The sequence below is a fragment of the Pseudorhodoferax aquiterrae genome (assembly GCF_014652235.1).
Lineage (GTDB): Bacteria > Pseudomonadota > Gammaproteobacteria > Burkholderiales > Burkholderiaceae_C > Pseudorhodoferax > Pseudorhodoferax aquiterrae.
In genome coordinates this window covers 12,847-34,754 of record NZ_BMYK01000009.1, presented here as the reverse complement: position 1 = coordinate 34,754, position 21,908 = coordinate 12,847, and the positions used below count along the sequence as shown (strand labels likewise).

The following is a 21,908-nucleotide window of genomic DNA, read 5'->3' as shown; positions in this document are numbered from 1 at the left end:
AACACCATGTACGCATTCACGATCGAACGACCCGCCAGCGCCGCGGACGCCGCCAAGCTCGCCGCTGCCGGCGCCCGTCCGCTGGCCGGCGGCCAGACCCTGCTGGCCTCCATGAAGCTGCGCCTGGCCGACCCCGGCCAACTCGTCGACCTGGGCGGCATCGCCGACCTGGCCGGCATCCGCAAGGAAGGCGATGCCATCGTCATCGGCGCGATGACACGCCACCTGGACGTGGCGAACAGCGCCGAGGTGCAGGCCGCCATCCCCGCGCTGGCCGACCTGGCCAGCCACATCGGCGACCGCCAGGTGCGCGCCATGGGCACGCTGGGCGGCTCGGTGGCCAACAACGACCCATCTGCCTGCTATCCGAGCGCCGTGCTGGCGCTGGGCGCCACGGTCATCACCACGCAGCGCGAGATCGCGGCGGACGATTTCTTCACGGGCATGTTCTCCACCGCGCTGGAGGAGGGCGAACTGATCACCGCGATCCGCTTCCCGATCCCGAAGCGCGCGGCCTACCTCAAGTTCAAGCAGGCGGCTTCGCGCTTCGCGCTGGTCGGCGTGTTCGTGGCCCAGTTCGACAGCGGCGTGCGCGTGGCCGTGACGGGCGCGTCCAGCTGCGTGTTCCGCCATGCCGACCTGGAGGCCGCCCTGAACAAGAGCTTCACCCCAGAGGCCGCGGCGGCCGTGAAGATCGACGCGAGCGAGCTCAACGCCGACATCCATGCCACGGCCGCCTACCGCGCCAACCTGATCAGCGTGCAGACGCAGCGGGCCGTGGCCAAGGCCTTGGGCTAAATTCGAGGCCCCAACGTCCTGCCAGGCCCCGTCTCGACGGGGCCTTTTTCCTTCGAGGTCGCGCCTTGAGTTGTCCATTTCCTTCGATCGATGCCCTGTCGGCCGCGCTCGCCCAGGCCGGCTACTTCGCCGACCGCCGGCTTGCCACCGCCGTGTTCCTGGCCCTGAAACTGGAGCGTCCGCTGCTGCTGGAGGGCGAGCCCGGCGTGGGCAAGACCGAGCTGGCCAAGGCGCTGGCCAAGGCCTTGCAGCGCGAGTTGCTGCGCCTGCAGTGCTACGACGGGCTGGAGCAGCGCGAGGCGCTCTACGAATGGAACTACGCGGCCCAGCTGCTGCACATGCGCGCAGCCGAGAGCCATGAAGACGCCGCCACGCTGGAACGCGAGGTCTACCAGCCGCGTTACCTGATCCGCCGCCCGCTGCTGCAGGCGCTGCAGGCGCCACCGCCGGGGGCCGTGCTGCTCATCGACGAGGTCGACCGCGCCGACGAGCCCTTCGAGGCCTTCCTGCTCGAGTACCTGGGCGAGTACCAGGTCAGCGTGCCCGAGATCGGCACCATCCGCGCGCTGGCCAGCCCCGTCACCCTGCTGACGAGCAACCGCACGCGCGAGCTCAACGACGCGGTCAAGCGCCGCTGCCTGTACCACTGGCTGGACTACCCCGAGCGCGAACGCGAACTGGCCATCGTGCGGGCGCAGGTGCCACAGGCCAGCGAAGCCTTGTCGGCCCAGGTGGCCGAGGTCGTGGGCCGTCTGCGCAGCGCACCGTTCGCCGACGCCTTCCAGCGCGCGCCCGGCATCGCCGAGAGCGTGGAGTGGGCCAAGGCCCTGGTCGCGCTGGACACGCTGGCGGTCGACCCCGAGGTCATGGCGGATACCGCCGGCATCCTGTTCAAGCAGCGCGAGGATGTGGCCGCCCTCACCAAGGACATGGCCGCTGCGCTGCTCAAGCCGCAGGAAGCCTGATGCTTCTTGGCGACGCACGCCGCGGCAAGCTCGCCGACAACATCGGCGGCTTCGGCCGCACGCTGCGCCGCGCCGGCATGCGCATCGACCCGGCGCGCATCGCGCTGGCGCAGCAGGCCGCGCAACTGGTCGACATCGGCAGCCGCGACGAACTGGCCTATGCGCTGGAAGCCGTGATGCTGAGCCGCGAGCAGGACCGGGGCGTGTTCCGCGAACTCTTCGACGCCTACTTCCGCAATCCCGACGTGGCCAACAAGCTGCTCGCGCAGATGCTGCCCACCAGCGAAGGACGGGCCGAGCCGAGCCAGCGCCGCCCGCGCGTGAACGAGGCGCTGGCGCCGCAGCGCGCCTTCGCGCAGGCCCAGCCGCCCAGGAAGGAAGAGGACAAGATCGACTTCGACGCGGCCATGACCGCGAGCGATCTGCAGCGCCTGAAGCAGGCCGACTTCAGCACCTTGTCGGCCAGCGAGTACCGGCTGGTCGAGCGGCTCGCGCGCGACATCGCGCTGCCCGTGCCCAAGGTGCCTTCGCGCCGCCTGCGCCCCGGCACACGCGGTGGCCGGCTGCACTGGGCCGGCGTGCGGCGCGAGGCCGCGCGCACGGGCGGCGAGCTGATCCGCCTGCCGAAGCTGGAACGGCGCAGCCAGCCGCTGCCGCTCCTCGTGCTGGTCGACGTGTCCGGCTCCATGGAGCGCTATGCGCGGCTGCTGCTGGCCTTCCTGCACGCGGCCACGCGCGGGCTGCCGCGGCGCGACGTGTTCGCCTTCGGCACGCGGCTGACCGACCTCACGCCCACCTTCCGCCATGCCGACACCGACGCCATGCTGGCCGACGCCGGCCAGCGCATCGCCGATTTCGCGGGCGGCACCCAGCTGGGCGCCAGCCTGCAGACCCTGCGCCATGCGCATGCGCGCCGCCTGGTCGGCCGCCGCACGCTGGTGCTGCTGGTCAGCGACGGGCTCGACACGGGCGAGCCCGCGGTGCTGGCCGAGCACCTGGCCTGGCTGCGCCGGCGCTGCCGCCGGCTGCTCTGGCTCAATCCGCTGCTGCGCTTCGGCGGCTACGCCCCCATTGCGCGTGGGGCTGCCCAGCTGCACCGCCAGGCACACGCCATGCTTGCCGTCCACAATCTGGAGCGCTTGCAGGACCTGGCGCGCAGTCTCGCGCAACTGATGAAGCATTGACCGACAACAAGAGGAACCACCATGGAAATGCAAGGCAACCGCCAACTCGCCGTGACCCAGCAGCAGGCCTGGGACGCGCTCAACGACCCCGAGGTGCTCAAGCTCTGCATCCCGGGCTGCGACAAGGTCGAGGCCAGCGGCGAGAACCAGTACACGATCGGCATGGCGCTCAAGATCGGCCCGGTGTCGGCCAAGTTCGGCGGCAAGATCGCCCTGGCCGACATCGTGGCACCGCAGAGCTACACCATCGTCTTCGAAGGGCAGGGCGGCGTGGCCGGTTTCGGCAAGGGCTCGGCCAAGGTGAACCTGGTGCCCAACGCCGAGGGCTGCGAGCTGCAGTACGGCGTGCAGGCGCAGGTGGGCGGCAAGGTCGCGCAACTGGGCCAGCGGCTCATCGACGGCGCGGCCAAGTCGCTGTCCGAAGACTTCTTCAAGCGCTTCGATGCCGAGATGCGCAAGCGCCACGGCCCGGCCGAAGAGGCGCCGGCCGAGGAAGAACAGAAAGCCGGCTGGCTGGCCAAGCTGACCGGCAAGGGCAAGGACAAGGACGCCTGATCCCCGGGCTCCAGGGAAGGACTGCACGATGGAAAACCTCGACGTGATGGTGCTGCGCGGCCTGCGCGACTGGCGCAGGGCCGGCAAGCGCGCACTGCTGGCCACCGTGGTGCGCACCTGGGGCTCTTCGCCGCGGCCGGTGGGCTCCATCATGGCGCTGAGCGAGGACGGCGCCGTGCTGGGCTCGGTCTCGGGGGGCTGCATCGAGGACGACCTCATCTACCGCTACACCCAGGCCTATGCCGTGGGAGCTGCCGCGGACGCGGCCAGGACCCTGCCGTCCGGCCCGCCGGCCTTCGTCAAGTACGGCGTCACGGCCGACGAGGCGCACCGCTTCGGCCTGCCCTGCGGCGGCACGCTGGAACTGCTGCTCGAGCACGACCCCGACGCCGCCAGCCTGGCCGAACTCGTGACGGCGCTGGAGGCCGGCCGGCTGATGCGCCGCACGGTGCGGCTGGCCGACGGCGCGGTGCAGCTCGCGCCGGCCGATGCGCCGGCCGAACTCGACGTGGACGCGGACCGGCTCGTCAACACCTTCGGCCCGGAATACCGCATGCTGCTGATCGGCGCCGGCCAGCTGACCGAGTACCTGGCCACCATGGCGCTGTTCTCGGGCTTCGCCGTGACCGTCTGCGATCCGCGCGAGGAGTACCGCGGCGCCTGGTCGGTCGCCGGCGCCACGCTGCTGCGCGACATGCCCGACGACGTGGTGCGCGCCTTCCGGCCCGACCGGCGCAGCTGCGTGGTGGCGCTCACGCACGATCCCAAGCTCGACGACCTGGCGCTGCTGGAAGCGCTGGAGACCGAGGCCTTCTACGTCGGCGCGATCGGTTCGCGCCGCAACAACGAGGCGCGCCACCAGCGCATGGTGGAGCATTTCGACCAGACCGAGGCCTCGCTGGCGCGGCTGCGCGGGCCCATCGGCATCTACATCGGCAGCAAGACGCCGGCCGAGATCGCGGTCAGCGTGATGGCCGAGATCCTGGCCGTGAAGAACGGTGTGCAGCTGCCGCGCGACATGGCCGTGACGCACGCCAAGAATGCGCGCGGCATCGCGGCCAACGAAGGCGCGCAGCCGGCCCTGGCGGGGGCCACGGAAGTGGCCGCGGTCTGCGGCGTGCCGCGCTGATCAGGCCTGGCCCAGCATCCGCAGCGCGGTCTCGCGCGAGCGGAAACCCAGCATGGCGCAGACCACGGCCTGGCCGTCCAGGTGCTGCAGGCGGGCGCCGCCCACGTTGAAGAACTTGCCGGCGAGCACATCGCCGGCGCGCACGCGCGCGCCCTTGATGAACTGCAGGATGGCGCAACGGCCGCTTTCGAGCTCCAGTACCAGGCGGCCTGCCGTTGCCGCGACCGCGATCACGATGCCTTTGTGCATGGGGCCAGTGTAGGCAGGCCACATGACAGCCATGTAACACCCCTGGGCCCGGAAAGCCTTCTGTAGAGTAGGGCGCATGCCCTTGCCCGACACCGCGCTCGAAGCCGCCGCCGAAGCGATCGCCGGGGCCGATGCGCTGCTCGTGGCGGCCGGCGCCGGCATGGGCGTGGACTCGGGCCTGCCCGACTTCCGCGGGCCCGAGGGCTTCTGGCGCGCCTACCCGGCGCTGGGCCGCGCGGGCATCGACTTCTACAGCGCGGCCAGCCCCGCGAGCTTTCGGCGCGACCCGGCCCTGGCCTGGGGCTTCTATGGCCACCGGCTCGGGCTGTACCGTGCCACGGTGCCGCATGCCGGCTTCAGACTGCTCGACGCCTGGGGCCGCCGCATGCGGGCAGGCTGGGCCGTGTTCACGAGCAATGTCGACGGCCATTTCCAGCAGGCCGGCACGGCGCCGGCCGCGCTGCTGGAGTGCCATGGCTCCATCCACCACCTGCAGTGCCTCGACGATTGCCGCGGCGCCGTCTGGCCGGCCGACGGCTTCGCGCCCGAGGTCGATGCCGCGCAGTGCCGGCTGGTGAACGCGCCGCCGCGCTGCCCGCACTGCGGCGCACTCGCGCGGCCCAACATCCTGATGTTCGGCGATGGCGGCTGGAATCCCCAGCGCGAGGAGGCCCAGGCCGCGCCGCTGCAGGACTGGCTCGCCGGCCTGCGCCGTCCGCGGGCGCGGCTGGTCGTCCTCGAGATCGGCGCCGGCACGGCCGTGCCCTCGGTGCGCCACTTCGTGCAAGGGTTGCAACGCAGCCTCGACGCAAGGCTGCTGCGCATCAACCCACGCGAGTCCGCCGTGCTGGGTCCGCACGACCTGGCCTTGCCGGCCCCGGCGCTGCAGGCCCTGCAGGCCATCGCCGACCGCCTGCCCGCGCTGTCCCGCTGATGCTCCATGGTGCGAACCAAGGGAATATCCGGGGTTCATTGCGCATAAAAGTATCAATGCCGGGCTGAATAGGACAAGACCCGCAAGCCAGAGTCTCCAGAATCGCGGCACACCCGATTCCACGACAGGAGACACCATGCCGCGTTTCGCCCGCACCGCCCTGATGGCCACACTGGCCACGGCCGGCCTTGCCGCACAGGCCCAGGAGCTCGTCATCGCCACCGTGAACAACGGCCACATGATCGAGATGCAGAAGCTCACGCCCGAGTTCGAGAAGGCCAACCCCGGCATCAAGCTCAAGTGGGTCACGCTGGAAGAGGGCGTGCTGCGCCAGCGCGTGACGACCGACATCGCCACCAAGGGCGGCCAGTTCGACGTGATGACCATCGGCCTGTACGAGGCGCCGATCTGGTCCAAGAAGGGCTGGCTCAAGCCCATCGCCACCGACGCAGCCTACAACGTGGACGACCTGCTGCCGGCCATCCGCGAAGGCCTGTCCTACGAAGGCAAGCTCTACGCCGCGCCCTTCTACGCCGAAAGCTCGATGCTGATGTACCGCAAGGACCTGGCCGACAAGGCCGGCATCACCATCGGCGAGCAGCCGACCTGGGAGCAGGTCCGGGCCTTCGCCGCCAAGGCGCACGACCCCAAGGCCGGCGTCTACGGCATGTGCCTGCGCGGCAAGCCGGGCTGGGGCGACAACATGGCGCTGCTGACCACCATGGCCAATACCTGGGGCGGCCAGTGGTTCGACATGTCCTGGAAGCCGCAGCTCGAGTCGCGGCCCTGGAAGGATGCGATGGCGTTCTATGTGGACCTCATGAAGCAGTACGGCCCGCCCGGCGCCTCGGCCAACAGCTTCAACGAGAACCTCGCGCTGTTCAACGAAGGCAAGTGCGCGCAGTGGGTGGACGCGACCATCGCGGCCTCCTTCATCAGCGATCCCAAGCAGTCCAAGGTGGCCGACAAGGTGGCCTTCGCGCAGGCGCCCACGGCCGCCACGCCCAAGGGCGCGAACTGGTTGTGGTCCTGGAACCTGGCCGTGCCCGCCAGCTCCACCAAGGACGAGGCCGCGCAGAAGTTCATCCGCTGGGCCACCTCCAAGGACTACATCGCCCTCGTGGCCAAGACCCACGGCTGGCACGCCGTGCCCACCGGCACGCGCAAGAGCACCTACGCCAACCCGGAGTTCCAGAGGGTCGCCAAGTTCGCCGCGGCCGAGAAGAAGGCCATCGACGCCGCCAACCCCAACGACAGCACGCTGCCCAAGTCGCCCTACGTGGGCGTGCAGTACGCGGCGATTCCGGAGTTCCAGGCCATCGGTGTGGGCGTGGGCCAGCAGATGAGCGCGGCGCTGGCCGGCCGCTCCACGGTGGAGCAGGCGCTCAAGACCTCGCAGACCCTGGCCGAGCGCGAAATGAAGAAGGCGGGCTACACCAAGTAAGGCCCTCGCCATGAACCGGCTCCTGCCCCGGGCCCTGATGGCCCCCGCGGTGGTCACGCTGCTGCTGTGGTCCATCGTGCCGCTGCTGATGACGCTGTACTTCTCGTTCGTCAGCTACAACCTCATGACGCCCGGCGATCACCCGTTCGCCGGCCTGGAGAACTTCGAGTATTTCGTCACCGACCCGGACTTCTGGCCGGCGGTGGGCAACACGCTGGTGCTGATCGGCAGCGTGATCGCGATCACGCTGGTCGGCGGCGTGCTGCTCGCGCTGCTGGTCAACGATCCGTTCCCAGGGCAGGGCATCGTGCGCGTGCTGCTGATCTCGCCCTTCTTCGTCATGCCCGCGGTCAACGCGCTGCTGTGGAAGCACATGATGATGAACCCGATCTACGGCGTGCTGGCCAATGTCTGGCGCTTCTTCGGCGCCGAGCCGGTCGACTGGCTGACCGACCTGCCGCTGCTGTCGGTGATCGTCATGGTGGCCTGGCAATGGCTGCCGTTCGCCTGCCTGATCTTCATCACCTCGCTGCAGTCGCTGGACCGCGAGCAGATGGAGGCCGCGCGCATGGACGGCGCGAGCGCCTTCCAGCGCTTCTTCTACCTCACGCTGCCGCACCTGGGCCGGGCCATGGCCGTGGTCATCATGATCGAGATGATCTTCCTGCTCTCGGTGTTCGCCGAGATCGCGATCACCACGAGCGGCGGCCCGGGCAATGCGAGCACCAACCTGACCTACATGATCTTCAAGCAGTCGCTGCTGAACTTCGACGTGGGCGTGGCCTCGGCCGGCGCGCTGTTCGCGGTCGTACTGGCCAACATCGTCGCGGCTTTCCTGATCCGCATCATCGGCAAGAACCTCGATTGAGCCATGCACGCCAGCACCCCTCCCAACACCTTCTGGCCGACTGCGCTGCGCACCGTCGTGGCCTGGGCGCTCGCCCTGCTGCTGTTCTTCCCGCTGGGCTGGCTGTTCCTCACGGCCTTCAAGACCGAGCTGCAGGCCATCGCCGTGCCGCCGCTGTTCTGGTTCGAGCCCACGCTGCACAACTTCGCCGAGGTGCAAAGCCGCAGCGACTACCTGCTGTACGCCCGCAACTCGCTGATCGCGAGCGTGGCCTCCACCGTCCTGGGCCTGGCCATCGCCGCGCCGGCCGCGTACTCCATGGCCTTCTTCAAGACCCGGGCCACGCGCGACATCCTGATGTGGATGCTGTCGACCAAGATGATGCCCGCCGTCGGCGCGCTGGTGCCGATCTACGTGCTGGCCCAGACCGCCGGCATGCTGGACACGCTGCCCGCGCTCATCATCGTGTTCACGCTGTCCAACCTGCCCATCATGGTCTGGATGCTCTACACCAACTACAAGGAGATCCCGGCCGAGATCCTGGAGGCCGCGCGCATGGACGGCGCCAACCTGTGGACCGAGTTCCGCGAGGTGGTGCTGCCGCTGTCGGTCGGCGGCCTCGCGTCCTGCGGCCTGCTGTGCCTGGTGCTGAGCTGGAACGAGGCCTTCTGGGCATTGAACCTTACCTCGGCCAAGGCCGGCACGCTGGCCACGCTGATCGCCTCCTACTCCAGCCCCGAGGGCCTGTTCTGGGCCAAGCTGTCGGCGGCCTCGCTGATGGCCATCGCGCCCATCGTGGTGTTCGGCTGGTTCTCGCAAAAACAACTGGTGCAAGGCCTGACCTTCGGCGCCGTCAAGTGAAGGGAGTCCCCATGTCCTACCTGGAACTCAAGAACGTCCAAAAGAGCTTCGGCGACGCCCACATCATCAAGGGCGTCGACCTCGCGATCGAGAAGGGCGAATTCATCGTCTTCGTCGGCCCCTCGGGCTGCGGCAAGTCCACGCTGCTGCGGCTCATCGCCGGGCTGGAGCCCATCACGAGCGGCCAGCTCATGCTCGATGGGCGCGACATCACCTGGGCACCTTCGGGCAAGCGCGACCTGGCCATGGTGTTCCAGAGCTATGCGCTGTACCCGCACATGAGCGTGTACGACAACATGTCGTTCGCGCTCAAGCTGGCCAAGGTCGACGCGGCCGAGATCAAGACCAAGGTCGAGCGCGCGGCCGCGCAACTGAACCTCACCAACTATCTGCAGCGCACGCCCAAGGAACTCTCGGGCGGGCAGCGCCAGCGCGTGGCGATCGGCCGCGCCATCGTGCGCGCGCCCAAGGTCTTCCTGTTCGACGAGCCGCTGTCCAACCTGGACGCCGCGCTGCGCGGCAACACGCGCGTGGAAATCAAGAAGCTGCACGAGTCGCTGGGCGCCACCACCATCTACGTCACGCACGACCAGGTCGAGGCCATGACGCTGGCCGACAAGGTGGTGGTGCTCAAGGACGGACTCATCGAGCAGGTCGGCTCGCCGCTGGAGCTGTACGACCGCCCGGCCAACCGCTTCGTCGCCCAGTTCATCGGCATGCCGTCCATGAACATGCTGCCGGCCCAGGCCCTGCCCACGATCGCGCAACTGACCCAGGGCCGTTTGCCCATCGACGGTTTCCTGGGCGTGCGGCCGGAGGGCGTGCGCGTGCTGCCCGGTGAGCGCGGCGGCCTGCGGGGCCGGGTGGACCTGATCGAAGCACTGGGCTCGGACACGCTGATCCATGTGGACGTGAACGGCGTGAACATGGTCGCGCGGCAGAACGAGCGCACCCAGCTGGCCGAGGGCGACACCGTGGGCGTGGAGATCGACCCGGCCGTGCTGCATCTGTTCCACCGCGACGGCCGTTCGCTGGCGGCGGCCTGAGACATGACCCCCTTCACCATCCTGCACCTGGGCCTGGGCTCCTTCCACCGGGCGCACCAGGCCGTTTATCTGCAGCGCCTGATGGACGCGGGCGACCAGCGCTGGCAGCTTGCCGGCTGCAACATCCGGCCCGACATGGCCGACGTGGTGCAGGCCCTGGCCGAGCAGGGTGGCGCCTACACGCTGGAGACGGTCACGTCCGCCGGCGTGCGCCGCTACGAGCGCATCACCGCCATCCGCGAGGTCATCCCCTACGCGCCCGGCCTGTCGGCCATGGTGGTGCGCGGCGCCGATCCCGCCACGCGCATCGTCTCGTTCACGGTGACCGAGGCCGGCTACCACCTGGACAGCGCGCACCGGCTCGACCCGAGCCAGCCCGAACTGGCGGCCGACATCGCGCGCGCGGCGCGTGGCGAGGCCGGCACCACCATCTACGGCGCCGTGGCCGCGATCCTGCGCGCGCGCCAGGCGGCCGGGGCAGGGCCGCTCACGCTGCTCAATTGCGACAACCTGCGCCACAACGGCGAGCGCTTCCGCGCCGCGCTGCTGGCCTTCCTGGAGGCTGCGGGCGAAGGCCCGCTGGCGGCCTGGACGCGCCAGCACACCACCTGCCCGAACGCCATGGTGGACCGCATCACGCCGCGCCCGCCGCCCGAGCTGCGCGAACGCGTGCGGCAGGCCACCGGCATCGACGATGCGGCACCTGTCACGGGCGAGAGCTTCATCCAGTGGGTCATCGAGGACGACTTCGCGGCCGGCCGCCCGGCCTGGGAACAGGTCGGCGTGGAGCTCGTGCGCTCGGTCCAGCCCTACGAGGAGGCCAAGATCCGCATCCTCAACGCCAGCCACAGCGCCATCGCTTGGGCGGGTACATTGGCCGGCCTGCAGTACATCCATGAGGGCACGCTGGATGCCGAGATCCGGCAGATGGCCTACGACTACGTGAGCGACGACGTGATTCCCTGCCTGCACCGGCCCGACCACGCAAGCCCGGTGGACCTCCCGGCCTACCGCGACGTGGTGCTCGAGCGCTTCGCCAACCCGGCGATCCGCGACACCAACCAGCGCGTGGCGGCCGACGGCTTCGCCAAGATTCCGGGCTTCATCGCGCCCACGGTGCGCGAGCGGCTCGCGGCCGGCCAGTCCATCGCGGCCGTCGCCATGCTGCCCGCGCTGTTCCTGGCCTTCCTGCAGCGCTGGCATGCGGGCCGGCTGCCCTATGCCTACCAGGACCAGGGCATGGACCCGGCCGCCGCGCACGCGATCTGCGCCGCGGCCGATCCGGCGGCGGCGCTCGCGGCCGACCGCACGCTCTGGGGCGAGCTGGCCGGCGATGCGCGCCTGGTGTCTGCGCTGCGCGAGTCCTGCCGGCGCGTGGCGGCCTTCGTGCAGGCGAGGGCGACGCCATGAGCATGCGCATCGCCTTCGTCGGTGAAGCCCTGATCGACTTCACGGCCCAGCCCGGCCCGGACTTGCAGTTCCAGGGCCATGTGGGCGGGGCGCTGCTGAACGGCGCGGTCGCGGCCGCGCGCTTGGGCGCGCCCGTGGGCTACCTCACGCAGCTGTCCACCGACCTGTTCGGCGAACGCCTGCTGGCCCATCTCGAGGCCAACGGCATCGATACCGGGCTGGTGCTGCGCAGCAGCGCGCCCAGCACGCTGGCTTTCGTGGAACGCACGCCGCAGACCAACCGCTACGCCTTCTACATGCGGGGCACGGCCGACGTGCTGTGGGCGCCCGATCCGCTGCCCGTTCTGCCCGCCAGCTGCCGCTGGCTGCACTACGGCTCCAACCTGCTCACGCGCGAGCCCTCGGGCCAGCGCGTGCTGGACTTCGCGCGCGCCCAGCGCGGCCGCCTGCTGCGCGTGTTCGACCCCAATGCCCGGCCCAGCCTGGTCGAGGATCTGCCGGCCTGGCGCGCGCGCTGCGCCGAGTGCATCGCCGCCTGCGAGCTGCTCAAGCTCAGCGACGAAGACTGCGCGCTGCTCGCGCCGGGCCAGCCCCTGGATGCGCTGGCGCAGGCCTGGCTGCAGGCCGGCCCGCGCGCGGTGCTCATCACGCGCGGGGCCGAGGGCGCCACGCTGTACCGCCGCGGCCAGCCCCCGCGCGCGGTGCGGCCGCCGCCCGTGCAGGTGGTCGACACCATCGGCGCGGGCGACACCTTCGGCGCCGGCCTGTCCGTGGCCTTGCTCGACCAGGGCGTGCAGGACGCCGACGCGCTGGCCGCCTTGCCCGACGCTGCCTGGGCCGCGGTGCTGCGCTTCGCGGCGACGGCCGCCGCGCTGAACTGCGCGCGCGAAGGCGCCGACCCACCGCCGCGCGCGGCCGTCGAGGCCCTGCAGGCGCAGGCCACCCTGCGCTGAGCCATGGCCGCACCACGCCGCCGCCCGCGCCAGCGCCAGCCCGAACTGGAAGGCGAGTTCGCGCGCTCGCCGGCGCTGGGCTACGAGGCGCCCGAGGACGGCGGCCTCGTGCGCTGCCTCGCGCACGGCTTTCCGACGCCGCTGGCGCGCTGGCATTTCCACGACGAGTACGAGCTGCACCTGATCACCTGCACCTCGGGCAAGGCCTTCGTGGGCGACTGGATCGGCCAGTTCGAGCCCGGCCACCTGGTGCTGTGCGGCCCGCGCCTGCCGCACAACTGGATCTCGCTGGACGCGGGCGAGGGCGTGGCCGAGCGTGACCTCGTGATCCAGTTCGAGCACGCGCCGCTCGCGCGCGCCGCCGAATCGCTGCCCGAGCTGCGCGAGGTCATGGCGCTGCTGCAGCGCGCGCGGCACGGCATCGAGTTCTTCGGCATGTCCGAACGCGCCCATGCCCACTGGCACGCCGTCAAGGCCACGCGCGGCGTGCGCCGCTTCGGCCATTTCTGCGCCTACCTGGCCGACCTGGCGCAGTGCGGCGACTACCGGCTGCTGTCCACCGTGCAGATCCAGAGCGCCGAGGGCGACGGCGAGCTGGAGCAGATCAACCGCATCGTCGACCGCATCACGGGCGACCTGGCGGCCTCGGTGAGCCTGGCGGACCTGGCCGGCGAACTGGGCATGGGCGAGAGCCGGCTGTCGCGCTTCTTCAAGCGCGCCACGGGCAACAGCTTCACCGACTTCGTGAACATGGTGCGCATCAACAGCGCCTGCCGGCTGCTGATGCAGACCGACCATTTCGTCGCCGACATCTGCTACCAGGTCGGTTTCAACAACGTGGCAAACTTCAACCGCCGTTTTCTGGAGCTCAAGGGCGTGACGCCCACGGAGTTCCGCCGCCAGGCGGAACATCGCTTCGGCGGCGCTTCTTGAAGTGTTCTTGCCATGTACCTGGGCCTCGATCTCGGAACTTCCGAACTGAAAGCACTGCTGCTCGCCGACGACCACGGCGTCGTGGGGGTCGCGCACGCCGCACTGACGGTGCAGCGTCCACAGCCGCTGTGGTCCGAGCAGCAACCGCAGGCCTGGGCCGACGCGCTGGACGTGGTGATGGCCGCGCTGCGCGTGCGCCACCCGGACGCCATGCGCAGCGTGCGCGCCATCGGCCTGTCGGGCCACATGCACGGCGCCGTGCTGCTGGACGCGGCCGACGCCGTGCTGCGCCCGGCCATCCTGTGGAACGATGGGCGCAGCGCCGCCCAGTGCGCCGAACTCACGCAGGCCGTGCCGGACCTGGTCCGCATCACCGGCAACCTGGCCATGCCCGGCTTCACCGCGCCCAAGCTGCTGTGGGTGCGCCAGCACGAGCCCGAGGTCTTTGCCAGGACGCGGCGGGTGCTGCTGCCCAAGGACTGGCTGCGCCTGTGGCTGGGCGGCGAGGCCGTCAGCGACATGTCCGACGCGTCCGGCACGCTGTGGCTGGACGTGGGCCGGCGCGACTGGTCCGACGAACTGCTGGCCGCCTGCGGCCTCACGCGTGCGCACATGCCGCGCCTGGTCGAGGGCAATGCGGTCTCGGCCCAGCTCAAGCCCGAACTCGCGCAGCGCTGGGGTCTGCCGGCCGGCATCCCGATCGCGGGCGGTGGCGGCGATAACGCCGCCAGCGCGGTCGGCATGGGGCTGGTCGCGCCGGGGCAGGGCTTCGTCTCGCTCGGCACCTCGGGCGTGATCTTCGTCTGCTCCGACGGTTTCACGCCCAACCCGGCGCGGGCCGTGCACGCCTTCTGCCATGCGCTGCCGGGCCGCTGGCACCAGATGTCGGTCATGCTGTCGGCCGCCAGCAGCGTGGACTGGGCCGTGCGTGCTTATGGGTTCGCCGACATCCCGGGCTTCTTCCAGGCCGCGGCCGTGCTGGACGGCGCGGCGCGCGCCCGGGCGCCGCTGTTCCTGCCCTACCTGTCGGGCGAGCGCTCGCCGCACAACGACGCCCAGGCGCGCGGCGTGCTGTACGGGCTCACGCCCGCGCATTCGCGCGCCGACATCGCCTACGCCGTCGTCGAGGGCGTGGGCCTGGGCCTGCGCGACGGGCTGGACACGCTGTCCCGGCCGCCCAACGCCAGGCCGCTGTCGCTGGTAGGCGGCGGCGCGCGCAGCGCCTGGTGGTCGCAGCTGCTAGCCGACATCCTGCAGGTGCCGCTGGCCCTGGGCGCTGGCGGCGAATCGGGCGGCGCATTGGGCGCCGCACGCCTGGCCTGGCTGGCCGACGGCGGCGACGAGACCACGGTCTGCACCGTGCCGCCACGGCGTGGCTTGTTCGAGCCGGGCGAGGGCACGGGCGCGCTGCACCAGCCGCGGCTGGAACGCTTCCGCGCGGTGTATGCCGCGCTCAAGCCGGTCTTCGCGCAGGGCGTCCAGTGACCCTGCCGCGCCATGCCCTGGTGCTGTTCTCGGGCGGCCAGGATTCCACCACCTGCCTGGCCCACGCGCTCGCGCAGTACGAACGCGTCGAGACCATCGCCTTCGACTACGGCCAGCGCCACCGCATCGAGCTCGATGCGCGGCTGGAGGTGCTGCGCCAGTTCCGCGCACAGTTCCCGCACTGGGCCCCGCGCCTGGGCGAAGACCATCTGCTGGCCGTGCCGGTGCTGGGCGAGATCAGCGAGACCTCGCTCACGCGCGACATCGCGATGGAGATGCAGGAGCAGGGCCTGCCCAACAGCTTCGTGCCGGGGCGCAACCTGCTGTTCCTCACGCTGGCGGCCGCGCTGGCCTACCGGCGCGGGCTGGACGTGCTGGTCACGGGTGTCTGCGAGACCGACTTCTCGGGCTACCCCGACTGCCGCGACGACACCATCAAAGCCATGCAGATCGCGCTGTCGCTGGGCATGGACCGGCGCATCCTGATCGACACGCCGCTGATGTGGATCGACAAGGCCGCCACCTGGTCGCTGGCCGAGCGCCTGGGCGGCCGGGCGCTGGTGGCGCTCATCGTGGAGCACACCCACACCTGCTACCTGGGCGAACGCGGTGCGCTGCACGCCTGGGGCTACGGCTGCGGCAACTGCCCGGCCTGCGTGCTGCGGGCCAAGGGCTGGGAACGTTACTCAGACCCAGCCCAAGCCGCCCAGTAGCGCGCCGGCGCCCAGCAGCCACAGCAGGTGCACCCGCGTGCGCCAGACCAGCAGCGCCACCACGGCCGTCAGCAGCCACAGCCGCCAGTTCTGCGCGGCCATACCCTGGCTGCCGGCCAACACCCAACCCGTGGCGACCAGCAGGGCCACGACGATGGGCGCCATGCCGGCCTTGAAGGCGCGCACGCTGCGCCGGTGCCGGTTGCGGTGGCCCCATTGCGCGCTGAGGTAGGTCAGCGTGGAGCTGGGCAGCAGCACGCCGACCATGGTCACCGTGAGCCCCAGTGCGGCCGTCGCGTAGCCGCCCGCATTGAGCCCCACGTTCCAGCCCATCAGCGCGACGAACAGCACGTTGGGGCCGGGCGCGGCCTGGGCGATGGCGATCGAGGCGCTGAACTGCGGGTCGGTCAGCCAGTGCCGCTGGTCGACCAGGAAGCGGTGCATGTCGGGCGCCGTCGTGATCGCGCCGCCCACGGCCAGCAGCGAGAGCGTGGCGAAGTGCAGGAACAGCGCCAGCCAGTCGGCCGGGCCCAAGGCCAGCGACACGCCGTTCATGGCGCCATCCGCCGCCAGGCCAGCACGCAGGCCAGCGCGCCCAGGCCGAACAGCACGTAGGCCAGCGGCCAGCGCAGCAGCGCGATGCCGGCGAAGCACAGGCCGCCGAAGACCATGCACAGGCCGCGCCCCAGCACGTTGCCGCGCAGGGCCGGCACCAGCTTGAGGCCCGTGGCCAGGATGAGCCCGGCAGCCACGGCGCCCATGCCGCGCAGGGCGCCGGCCATGTGCGGATCCTCGGCGAACCGGGTGTAGGCCAGCGCCAGGCCGAGCACCACGGCCAGTGGCGCCAGCAGCATGCCGGACAGCGCGGCCAGTGCGCCCGGCAGGCCGAAGTGGCGCGCGCCGAACATGAGGGCCAGGTTCACGACGTTGGGCCCCGGCATGATCTGGGCCACGGCCCATTCCTCGACGAACTCGTCACGGCCCATCCAGCGCTTCTTTTCCACGAGTTCGCGCTGCACCACGGCCAGCACGCCGCCGAAGCCTTGCAATGCGAGCCAGGTGAAGGAGAGGAAGAGGTCGGTCTTGGAGCGCGGCTGCGCCAGGGCGCCGGCGGGTTGCGGCGCGGGGTCGGGGGCGGGCATGGTGCGGATTATCCCGGCCGTCGCCGTCCGGGAGCCGGCCGAGGCCAGTGCCGGGCCGGGGCGGCGCGCGCAGCCGACCCTAGAGCTTGAGCTCCCAGGTCTCGCCGACCAGCGACTGGCCGAAGTCCTCGTAGGGCTCGCTTTTCGTGAGCACGAAGCCGCGCGCCGCGTAGATGCTGCGTGCAGCCGTCAGGCAGCTGTGGGTCCACAGCACCATCTTGCGGTAGCCCCGGGTGCGTGCGAAGGCCAGGCATTCGTCGGTCAGGCGGCCTCCCAGGCCCATGCCGCGCGCGGCCGGCGCCAGGATCAGCAGGCGCAGCTGCGCCACGGTGGCGCTCTTGCGCGCGAGGAAGACCGAGCCCACGCGCTCACCGTCCAGCTCGGCGATCCAGCAGCGCTCCCAGCCGGGCTGGAAGTTGCGCACGAAGCGCGCCGCGATGTCGGCCACCAGGGCTTCGAAGCGCGCGTCCAGCCCGTACTCGCGCGCATAGAGTTCGCCGTGCTGCTGCACGACCCAGCCCATGTCCCCAGGCCGCGGTTCGCGCAGCACGGCCGTGCGCGGGCGTGCTGCCGCACTGGCCGCAGGTGGGGCGAGCAGGCGCTGCACCTTGGCCATGGCATCGACCAGTTCCACGCGCTCGGCGGCCGGCAAGCGCTCCAGCAGCGCACGCGCGGCATCGCGCGACTTCTGCTGCAGCGGCGCGAACGCGGCATGGCCGGCCGGGGTCAACCGCAGGTCTTGCTGGCGGCCATCGGCCGGTGAACTGTGGCGCTGCAGCCAGCCCCGCGCTTCGAAGCGTTTGAGGATGCGGCTCAGGTAGCCGGTGTCCAGGCCCAGCTCGCGGCCGATCTCGCTGGCGGCGCTCTGCGCGCGGTGGGCCAGCTCGTACAGCACGCGCACCTCGGTCAGCGAGAGCGCGCTGTCCAGGTAAGGCTCCAGCAGGCCGGTGCTGCGCGTGTAGCTGCGGTTGAAGGCGCGCAGCGCCTTGACCTGTTCGGTGATCGGTTCGTCCATGATTGACGGAGTCTAGCAAATTGGCTGACAGAGTCATGCAATTGCGCGCCGCGTGCAGCTTGATGCGGCGCCCGCAGCCGAGCCGCAATGGTGTGCGTTCTTGTCGATACAATCGATAGCAATTCTCATTTCTGCAAGATGGGCGCGTCATCGGGCGCATTGGTTCATGACATCTGCCGGTTTCTCGCCGACCTCCGTCGAAGCGCTGTACTGTGACCACCACGGTTGGCTTCTCTCCTGGCTGCGGCGGCGTCTGGGCAATGCGAGCGACGCTGCCGATCTGGCCCATGACACCTTCGTGCGGCTGCTGGTGTCCTCACGCGGGGACGCCTGGGGGGACGCACCGCGCGCCTTCCTGACGCATGTCGCCAAAGGCCTCGTGACCGATCTGTGGCGTCGCCGCGCCGTCGAGCGCGCCTACCTGGAAGCCATCGCGCAGCTTCCTCAGGCGCTTGCGCCGTCCCCCGAAGAACGGCTGCTGGTCGTCGAAGCGCTGGTGCGGGTGGACGCCATGTTGGCGAGCTTGCCGGCGCGCACACGCGAAGTGTTCCTGCTGGCGCAGTTCGACGGGCTGACACTCCAGCAGATCTCCGAGCGGATGGCGATGCCGGTCATCACGGTGCGGCGCCACATCCACCGGGCTTTCGTGGCCTGCATGGGCGTGACGTGACGGCCGACGTCCCGCCGGACCCGGCCTTGTTGAGCGAGGCGGCCGACTGGCTGATCGCGCTGCGCTATGGCGAGATGTCGGAACGCGACACGGCCGCCTTCGCACGCTGGCGCCAGCAAAGCCCCGCCCACCAGCAGGCGTGGGCGCGCGCCGAGACCATGCTGGGCACCTTCGCGCAGCTGCCGCCGCAGATCGGGCCACGCGCGCTGCGCAGCCTGCCGCGACCGGGCCGGCGCACAGGCCTCGGCCTGCTGGGCGCCATGCTGCTGGCGCCGCCTGCAGGCTGGCTGGCCTGGCGGCAGTTGTCTTGGCAGACCTGGATGGCGGACGCGCGCACGGCCATCGGCGAACAGCGCACGCTCCAGCTCGCCGACGGATCGCAGTTGACGCTCAACACCGCCAGCGCGGTCGATCTGCGGTTCAACCGTGACGAGCGGCGCATCCGCCTGTTGGCCGGAGAAATCCTGGTGCTCACCCAAGCCGATCCGGCACCGCAGCACCGCCCCTTCCTGGTCGAGACGCCACAGGGCACCGCACGTGCGTTGGGCACGCGGTTCAGCGTGCGCCGGCTCGATGACGACACGACACGTGTCGCCGTGTTCGCCCACGCAGTGGAAGTCCAGACGGTCGGCGGCGCGTCGCGGCGGCTGCGGGACGGCGAAACGGTCGACTTCTCCGCCGCCGGCATGGGCGCGGTTGCGGCCGTGGAGGCCAACGCCGCCGCGTGGACGCAGGGCATGCTGGTGGCCAAGAACATGCGGCTGGCCGATGTCCTCGCCGAGCTGGCGCGCTACCGGGCCGGCGCATTGCGCTGCGATCCGGCCGTGGCCGATCTGCGCCTGTCCGGCGCCCTGTCCCTGAGGAACACGGAGGCCAGCCTGGCCACGCTCGCGCGGTCGCTGCCCTTGCGCATCGAGCGCCGCGGTGCGGACCAGACCATGGTCGTGCCGCGGTAGTTCGGTTTCGCAGGGCACAACACGGGCCCCAAAAAAAAAGTTCGTCGAGGGTGATCACTTTCCGGGCCTCGTCCGGTGTGCAGGGGAACGCCGGCTCGAACTGCCGAGCGCCACGCTGCACCGAAGACACCAGGACGAACACCCATGCGACCACTGCAACCAAGCCGCCATCGGGCGGTCGAGCGCTTCGCGCTCGCCATCACCGCGAACGCCATGCGAGGCGCGCTGTGCGGCGTCTTCGCCACCAGCACCATGGCGGCACTTCCCGCGCTCGCAGCCGAACCGAGCGCTGGCGCGCGGCATTACACCATCGCGGCCGGCCCGCTGTCCGACGTGCTGGCCCAGTATGCCGCCGAGTCGGGCGTGCAACTGGTCTTCGAGCCGGCGACCCTGGCAGGCCTGCGCAGCGCCGGTCTGCAGGGCCGCTACACCGCGCGCGACGGCTTCGCGCAACTGCTGCGCGGCAGCGGCTACGAAGTGGCGCCCCAGGGCGCGGGCGCCTATGTCCTGCGCAAGTCGCAGCCGGTCTCGGCACCGCCGGCAGCAGCCGCGGCGGCGACGCTCGCCCCGGTGACGGTCAAAGGCCTTGCGGATCGGGAAACCGCGACCGGCCCGGTGCGCGGCTACGTGGCCCGGCGCAGCGCCACGGCCACCAAGACCGATTCGCTGCTGATCGAGAACCCGCAGTCCGTCTCCGTCATCACGGCCGAGGAGATCGGTGACCGCAAGGCCGAGTCCCTGGACGAGGCGCTGCGTTACACCGCAGGCGTCACGCCGAACCTCAAGCCCTGGGCGGTCGATGAGTTCTCCCTGTTGCGTGGTTTCGAACTTGGCACCGCCGGTGTCTACATGGACGGCCTGCTGACCTCGGGCCGGGCCTACGCGTCGCCCATCGAACCCTATGGCCTGGAGCGCCTGGAAGTGCTGCGGGGTCCGGCCTCGGTGCTCTACGGCAAGATGCCCCCGGGCGGCATGGTCAACGCCGTGAGCAAGCGGCCGACCGCGCAGACGCTGCGAGAAGTCGGCATCGAGTACGGAACCTACAACCGCAAGCAGATCAAAGCGGATCTGGCCGGGGCGCTCGATCCCGACAGCAAATGGACGTACCGCCTGACCTTGCTGGGGCGCGACTCGGACACCCGGCTCGACCACGACCGCGACGACCGTCTCTACGTGGCGCCTGCACTGAGCTGGCAGCCCGACGCCGACACCAGGCTCACCTTGCTGGGCCGCTACCAGAAGGAGAACCAGGCCTACGCCTGGCAGAACCAGCTGCAACATCCCGGCCCCCGCGGCCAGCCCAGCGCCAGCGTGAACGTGGGCGGCCTCGACAACCGCTGGCGCCGCGACAACCGCATGTTCGGCTACGAGTTCGAGCACCGTTTCAACGACACCTGGACGCTGCGGCAGAGCGCGCGGCGCACCGAGCTCGAGCGCGCGGAAACCAACGTGTTTCCGCGCGGCCTGCAGGCCGACCAGGAAACGCTCAACCGCAGCTTCTCCCCGCGCGAGACGCACTGGCGCGGCCTGCTCGTGGACACCCATGTGCAGGCCCGGCTGTCCACGGGTGTGGTCCAGCACCTGCTGCTGGCCGGCTTCGACTATTCGAACGGCCGCACCACCGATGAATTCCCCTACGCGACGCCCATGGTGTCGCCGCTGAACCTGTACGCCCCCGTCTACGCCCGCATCCCCGTGACGCCCAGCGCCAACCCCTACGTGGACAGGATCCCGTCCACGCAGCGCGGCCTGTACCTGCAGGACCAGATCAAGTGGGACAAGTGGGTGGTCACGGCCGGGCTGCGGCACGATTCGGCGGACACGTCGGGCACGCGCACGTTCACCAACGACAACAGCCGTGTGTCGGCCTACCAGAACAACAACAGTGCCACCACCGGCCGCCTGGGTGCGGTGTACCTCTTCGAGAACGGTTGGGCGCCCTATGCGAACTACGCGACCTCGTTCTCGCCGGAGATCGGCAAGGACGTGAGCGGCGCGCCGCTCAAGCCGTCCAAGGGGCGGCAGGTCGAAGCCGGCGTGCGCTACCAGCCCGCGGACCGCAGGCTCAGCTCCACCGCATCGGTGTTCGAGCTCGTGCGCACCAATGTCTCGACGACGGCGCCGAACGTGCCCGGAGAAGTCATCCAGACCGGCGAGGTGCGCTCGCGCGGCCTGGAACTGGAGGCACGCGCGGACCTGTCGAGCAATGTGAGCCTGGTGGCGCAATACACCTGGCTCGACACCGAGATCACCCGCAGCAACGATGGCGACCTGGGGCTGTCCCAGATGAGTGCGCCGCGGCACAACGCCTCCGTGTGGACCAAGTACACGTTCGAGCTGGATGGCGCGACCAGCGCCTTTGCGGCGCTGGGTGTGCGCCATCTTGGCAAGTCGCGGTCCGCCTGGGACACCGGTAACCTCGACATCACCAACCCGAGCTTCACGTTCGTGGACCTCGCGCTCGGCGTCGACACGGGTCCCTGGCGCTTTTCGCTGAACGTGAACAACCTGTTCAACAAGCAAGCGCTGATGGATTGCAACGGTTCGATCTGCTATCGCAGCGCGGAGCGCACGGCCAACCTGAGCGCGATGTACCGCTACTGACGCCGGCGGACGCAT

Annotated in this window: 22 protein-coding genes; 18 read left to right on the top strand and 4 right to left on the bottom strand. The window is 70.4% G+C overall.

Features of this window, described 5'->3' with window-relative positions; all coding sequences use genetic code 11:
• Positions 1 to 6 precede the first annotated feature (6 nt).
• The 5 genes from IE209_RS15810 (at position 7) to IE209_RS15790 (ending at position 4,631) form a co-directional block, all read left to right on the top strand.
• Positions 7 to 798 carry an FAD binding domain-containing protein gene (locus IE209_RS15810; RefSeq protein ID WP_189687918.1) on the top strand — a complete coding sequence of 264 codons (792 nt, stop codon included), beginning with the start codon at positions 7 to 9 and terminating at the stop codon, positions 796 to 798.
• A gap of 65 nt (positions 799 to 863) precedes the next feature.
• Positions 864 to 1,763 carry an AAA family ATPase gene (locus IE209_RS15805; protein ID WP_189687917.1) on the top strand — a complete coding sequence of 300 codons (900 nt, stop codon included), beginning with the start codon at positions 864 to 866 and terminating at the stop codon, positions 1,761 to 1,763.
• Positions 1,763 to 2,947 (top strand): vWA domain-containing protein, encoded by a 1,185-nt coding sequence (locus tag IE209_RS15800; protein WP_189687916.1) that lies wholly within the window; start codon positions 1,763 to 1,765, stop codon positions 2,945 to 2,947. The genes IE209_RS15805 and IE209_RS15800 overlap by 1 nt, the downstream gene beginning before the upstream one ends.
• 21 nt (positions 2,948 to 2,968) lie before the next feature.
• The gene (locus tag IE209_RS15795) at positions 2,969 to 3,502 is read left to right on the top strand and encodes an SRPBCC family protein (protein ID WP_189687915.1); all 534 of its coding nucleotides are present in this window, start codon (positions 2,969 to 2,971) and stop codon (positions 3,500 to 3,502) included.
• Positions 3,503 to 3,530: 28 nt separating this feature from the next.
• Positions 3,531 to 4,631: an XdhC family protein gene (locus IE209_RS15790; protein WP_189687914.1), complete on the top strand. Its 1,101-nt coding sequence runs from the start codon at positions 3,531 to 3,533 to the stop codon at positions 4,629 to 4,631.
• On the opposite strand, the gene IE209_RS15785 is transcribed toward IE209_RS15790, so the two are convergent.
• Positions 4,632 to 4,880, bottom strand: a complete 249-nt coding sequence (locus tag IE209_RS15785; RefSeq protein ID WP_189687913.1) for a hypothetical protein — start codon at positions 4,878 to 4,880, stop codon at positions 4,632 to 4,634. It abuts the gene before it with no gap.
• Positions 4,881 to 4,956: 76 nt separating this feature from the next.
• Here IE209_RS15785 and IE209_RS15780 point away from each other — a divergent pair, with 76 nt between their 5' ends.
• The 10 genes from IE209_RS15780 (at position 4,957) to queC (ending at position 15,506) form a co-directional block, all read left to right on the top strand.
• Positions 4,957 to 5,814 (top strand): SIR2 family NAD-dependent protein deacylase, encoded by an 858-nt coding sequence (locus IE209_RS15780; RefSeq protein WP_189687912.1) that lies wholly within the window; start codon positions 4,957 to 4,959, stop codon positions 5,812 to 5,814.
• A gap of 136 nt (positions 5,815 to 5,950) precedes the next feature.
• Positions 5,951 to 7,258 carry an ABC transporter substrate-binding protein gene (locus tag IE209_RS15775; RefSeq protein ID WP_189687911.1) on the top strand — a complete coding sequence of 436 codons (1,308 nt, stop codon included), beginning with the start codon at positions 5,951 to 5,953 and terminating at the stop codon, positions 7,256 to 7,258.
• A gap of 10 nt (positions 7,259 to 7,268) precedes the next feature.
• Positions 7,269 to 8,126: a carbohydrate ABC transporter permease gene (locus tag IE209_RS15770; protein WP_189687910.1), complete on the top strand. Its 858-nt coding sequence runs from the start codon at positions 7,269 to 7,271 to the stop codon at positions 8,124 to 8,126.
• A gap of 3 nt (positions 8,127 to 8,129) precedes the next feature.
• A complete protein-coding gene (locus tag IE209_RS15765) occupies positions 8,130 to 8,966 on the top strand; it encodes a carbohydrate ABC transporter permease (protein ID WP_189687909.1) in 837 nt (278 codons plus the stop codon).
• A gap of 11 nt (positions 8,967 to 8,977) precedes the next feature.
• A complete protein-coding gene (locus tag IE209_RS15760) occupies positions 8,978 to 10,012 on the top strand; it encodes an ABC transporter ATP-binding protein (RefSeq protein ID WP_189687908.1) in 1,035 nt (344 codons plus the stop codon).
• Between the two features lie 3 nt (positions 10,013 to 10,015).
• Positions 10,016 to 11,422 carry a D-arabinitol 4-dehydrogenase gene (gene dalD, locus IE209_RS15755; RefSeq protein ID WP_189687907.1) on the top strand — a complete coding sequence of 469 codons (1,407 nt, stop codon included), beginning with the start codon at positions 10,016 to 10,018 and terminating at the stop codon, positions 11,420 to 11,422.
• A gap of 2 nt (positions 11,423 to 11,424) precedes the next feature.
• A complete protein-coding gene (locus IE209_RS15750) occupies positions 11,425 to 12,375 on the top strand; it encodes a carbohydrate kinase family protein (RefSeq protein WP_189688075.1) in 951 nt (316 codons plus the stop codon).
• 3 nt (positions 12,376 to 12,378) lie between these two features.
• On the top strand, positions 12,379 to 13,308 hold the full coding sequence (locus tag IE209_RS15745; RefSeq protein WP_189687906.1) for an AraC family transcriptional regulator: 930 nt from the start codon (positions 12,379 to 12,381) through the stop codon (positions 13,306 to 13,308).
• Positions 13,309 to 13,320: 12 nt separating this feature from the next.
• A complete protein-coding gene (gene xylB / locus IE209_RS15740) occupies positions 13,321 to 14,793 on the top strand; it encodes a xylulokinase (protein WP_189687905.1) in 1,473 nt (490 codons plus the stop codon).
• A gap of 2 nt (positions 14,794 to 14,795) precedes the next feature.
• Entirely contained in the window at positions 14,796 to 15,506 is a 711-nt protein-coding gene (gene queC / locus IE209_RS15735; RefSeq protein ID WP_189688074.1) for a 7-cyano-7-deazaguanine synthase QueC, read from the top strand.
• Here the strand turns inward: queC and IE209_RS15730 are convergent.
• From IE209_RS15730 to IE209_RS15720, 3 genes are all read right to left on the bottom strand, one after another.
• Positions 15,480 to 16,061 (bottom strand): chromate transporter, encoded by a 582-nt coding sequence (locus IE209_RS15730; protein ID WP_189687904.1) that lies wholly within the window; start codon positions 16,059 to 16,061, stop codon positions 15,480 to 15,482. The two genes, queC and IE209_RS15730, sit on opposite strands and share 27 nt — an antisense overlap.
• Positions 16,058 to 16,648: a chromate transporter gene (locus tag IE209_RS15725; protein WP_189687903.1), complete on the bottom strand. Its 591-nt coding sequence runs from the start codon at positions 16,646 to 16,648 to the stop codon at positions 16,058 to 16,060. Before IE209_RS15725 ends, IE209_RS15730 begins: the two co-directional genes overlap by 4 nt.
• Before the next feature lie 79 nt (positions 16,649 to 16,727).
• On the bottom strand, positions 16,728 to 17,663 hold the full coding sequence (locus IE209_RS15720; protein WP_189687902.1) for a bifunctional helix-turn-helix transcriptional regulator/GNAT family N-acetyltransferase: 936 nt from the start codon (positions 17,661 to 17,663) through the stop codon (positions 16,728 to 16,730).
• Between the two features lie 166 nt (positions 17,664 to 17,829).
• Between IE209_RS15720 and IE209_RS15715 the strand changes: the two genes are divergently transcribed.
• From IE209_RS15715 to IE209_RS15705, 3 genes are all read left to right on the top strand, one after another.
• Positions 17,830 to 18,333, top strand: coding sequence for a sigma-70 family RNA polymerase sigma factor (locus tag IE209_RS15715; protein WP_189687901.1), 504 nt, complete (start codon positions 17,830 to 17,832; stop codon positions 18,331 to 18,333).
• Complete coding sequence (locus IE209_RS15710; RefSeq protein WP_189687900.1) at positions 18,330 to 19,289, top strand: FecR domain-containing protein; 960 nt, start codon at positions 18,330 to 18,332, stop codon at positions 19,287 to 19,289. Before IE209_RS15715 ends, IE209_RS15710 begins: the two co-directional genes overlap by 4 nt.
• 144 nt (positions 19,290 to 19,433) lie before the next feature.
• Complete coding sequence (locus tag IE209_RS15705; RefSeq protein WP_229882879.1) at positions 19,434 to 21,893, top strand: TonB-dependent siderophore receptor; 2,460 nt, start codon at positions 19,434 to 19,436, stop codon at positions 21,891 to 21,893.
• Positions 21,894 to 21,908: the final 15 nt, after the last annotated feature.

Bases quoted from the DNA above. Each gene is read 5' to 3' on its own strand.
- IE209_RS15715 (WP_189687901.1), top strand. From the start codon at position 17,830: ATGACATCTGCCGGTTTCTCGCCGACCTCCGTCGAAGCGCTGTACTGT.
- IE209_RS15725 (WP_189687903.1), bottom strand. From the start codon at position 16,648: ATGCCCGCCCCCGACCCCGCGCCGCAACCCGCCGGCGCCCTGGCGCAG.
- IE209_RS15785 (WP_189687913.1), bottom strand. From the start codon at position 4,880: ATGCACAAAGGCATCGTGATCGCGGTCGCGGCAACGGCAGGCCGCCTG.
- IE209_RS15705 (WP_229882879.1), top strand. From the start codon at position 19,434: ATGCGACCACTGCAACCAAGCCGCCATCGGGCGGTCGAGCGCTTCGCG.
- IE209_RS15790 (WP_189687914.1), top strand. From the start codon at position 3,531: ATGGAAAACCTCGACGTGATGGTGCTGCGCGGCCTGCGCGACTGGCGC.
- IE209_RS15795 (WP_189687915.1), top strand. From the start codon at position 2,969: ATGGAAATGCAAGGCAACCGCCAACTCGCCGTGACCCAGCAGCAGGCC.
- IE209_RS15765 (WP_189687909.1), top strand. From the start codon at position 8,130: ATGCACGCCAGCACCCCTCCCAACACCTTCTGGCCGACTGCGCTGCGC.
- IE209_RS15775 (WP_189687911.1), top strand. From the start codon at position 5,951: ATGCCGCGTTTCGCCCGCACCGCCCTGATGGCCACACTGGCCACGGCC.
- IE209_RS15720 (WP_189687902.1), bottom strand. From the start codon at position 17,663: ATGGACGAACCGATCACCGAACAGGTCAAGGCGCTGCGCGCCTTCAAC.
- IE209_RS15750 (WP_189688075.1), top strand. From the start codon at position 11,425: ATGCGCATCGCCTTCGTCGGTGAAGCCCTGATCGACTTCACGGCCCAG.
- IE209_RS15780 (WP_189687912.1), top strand. From the start codon at position 4,957: ATGCCCTTGCCCGACACCGCGCTCGAAGCCGCCGCCGAAGCGATCGCC.
- dalD (WP_189687907.1), top strand. From the start codon at position 10,016: ATGACCCCCTTCACCATCCTGCACCTGGGCCTGGGCTCCTTCCACCGG.
- IE209_RS15760 (WP_189687908.1), top strand. From the start codon at position 8,978: ATGTCCTACCTGGAACTCAAGAACGTCCAAAAGAGCTTCGGCGACGCC.
- IE209_RS15730 (WP_189687904.1), bottom strand. From the start codon at position 16,061: ATGAACGGCGTGTCGCTGGCCTTGGGCCCGGCCGACTGGCTGGCGCTG.
- IE209_RS15745 (WP_189687906.1), top strand. From the start codon at position 12,379: ATGGCCGCACCACGCCGCCGCCCGCGCCAGCGCCAGCCCGAACTGGAA.
- IE209_RS15810 (WP_189687918.1), top strand. From the start codon at position 7: ATGTACGCATTCACGATCGAACGACCCGCCAGCGCCGCGGACGCCGCC.
- xylB (WP_189687905.1), top strand. From the start codon at position 13,321: ATGTACCTGGGCCTCGATCTCGGAACTTCCGAACTGAAAGCACTGCTG.
- IE209_RS15800 (WP_189687916.1), top strand. From the start codon at position 1,763: ATGCTTCTTGGCGACGCACGCCGCGGCAAGCTCGCCGACAACATCGGC.
- IE209_RS15770 (WP_189687910.1), top strand. From the start codon at position 7,269: ATGAACCGGCTCCTGCCCCGGGCCCTGATGGCCCCCGCGGTGGTCACG.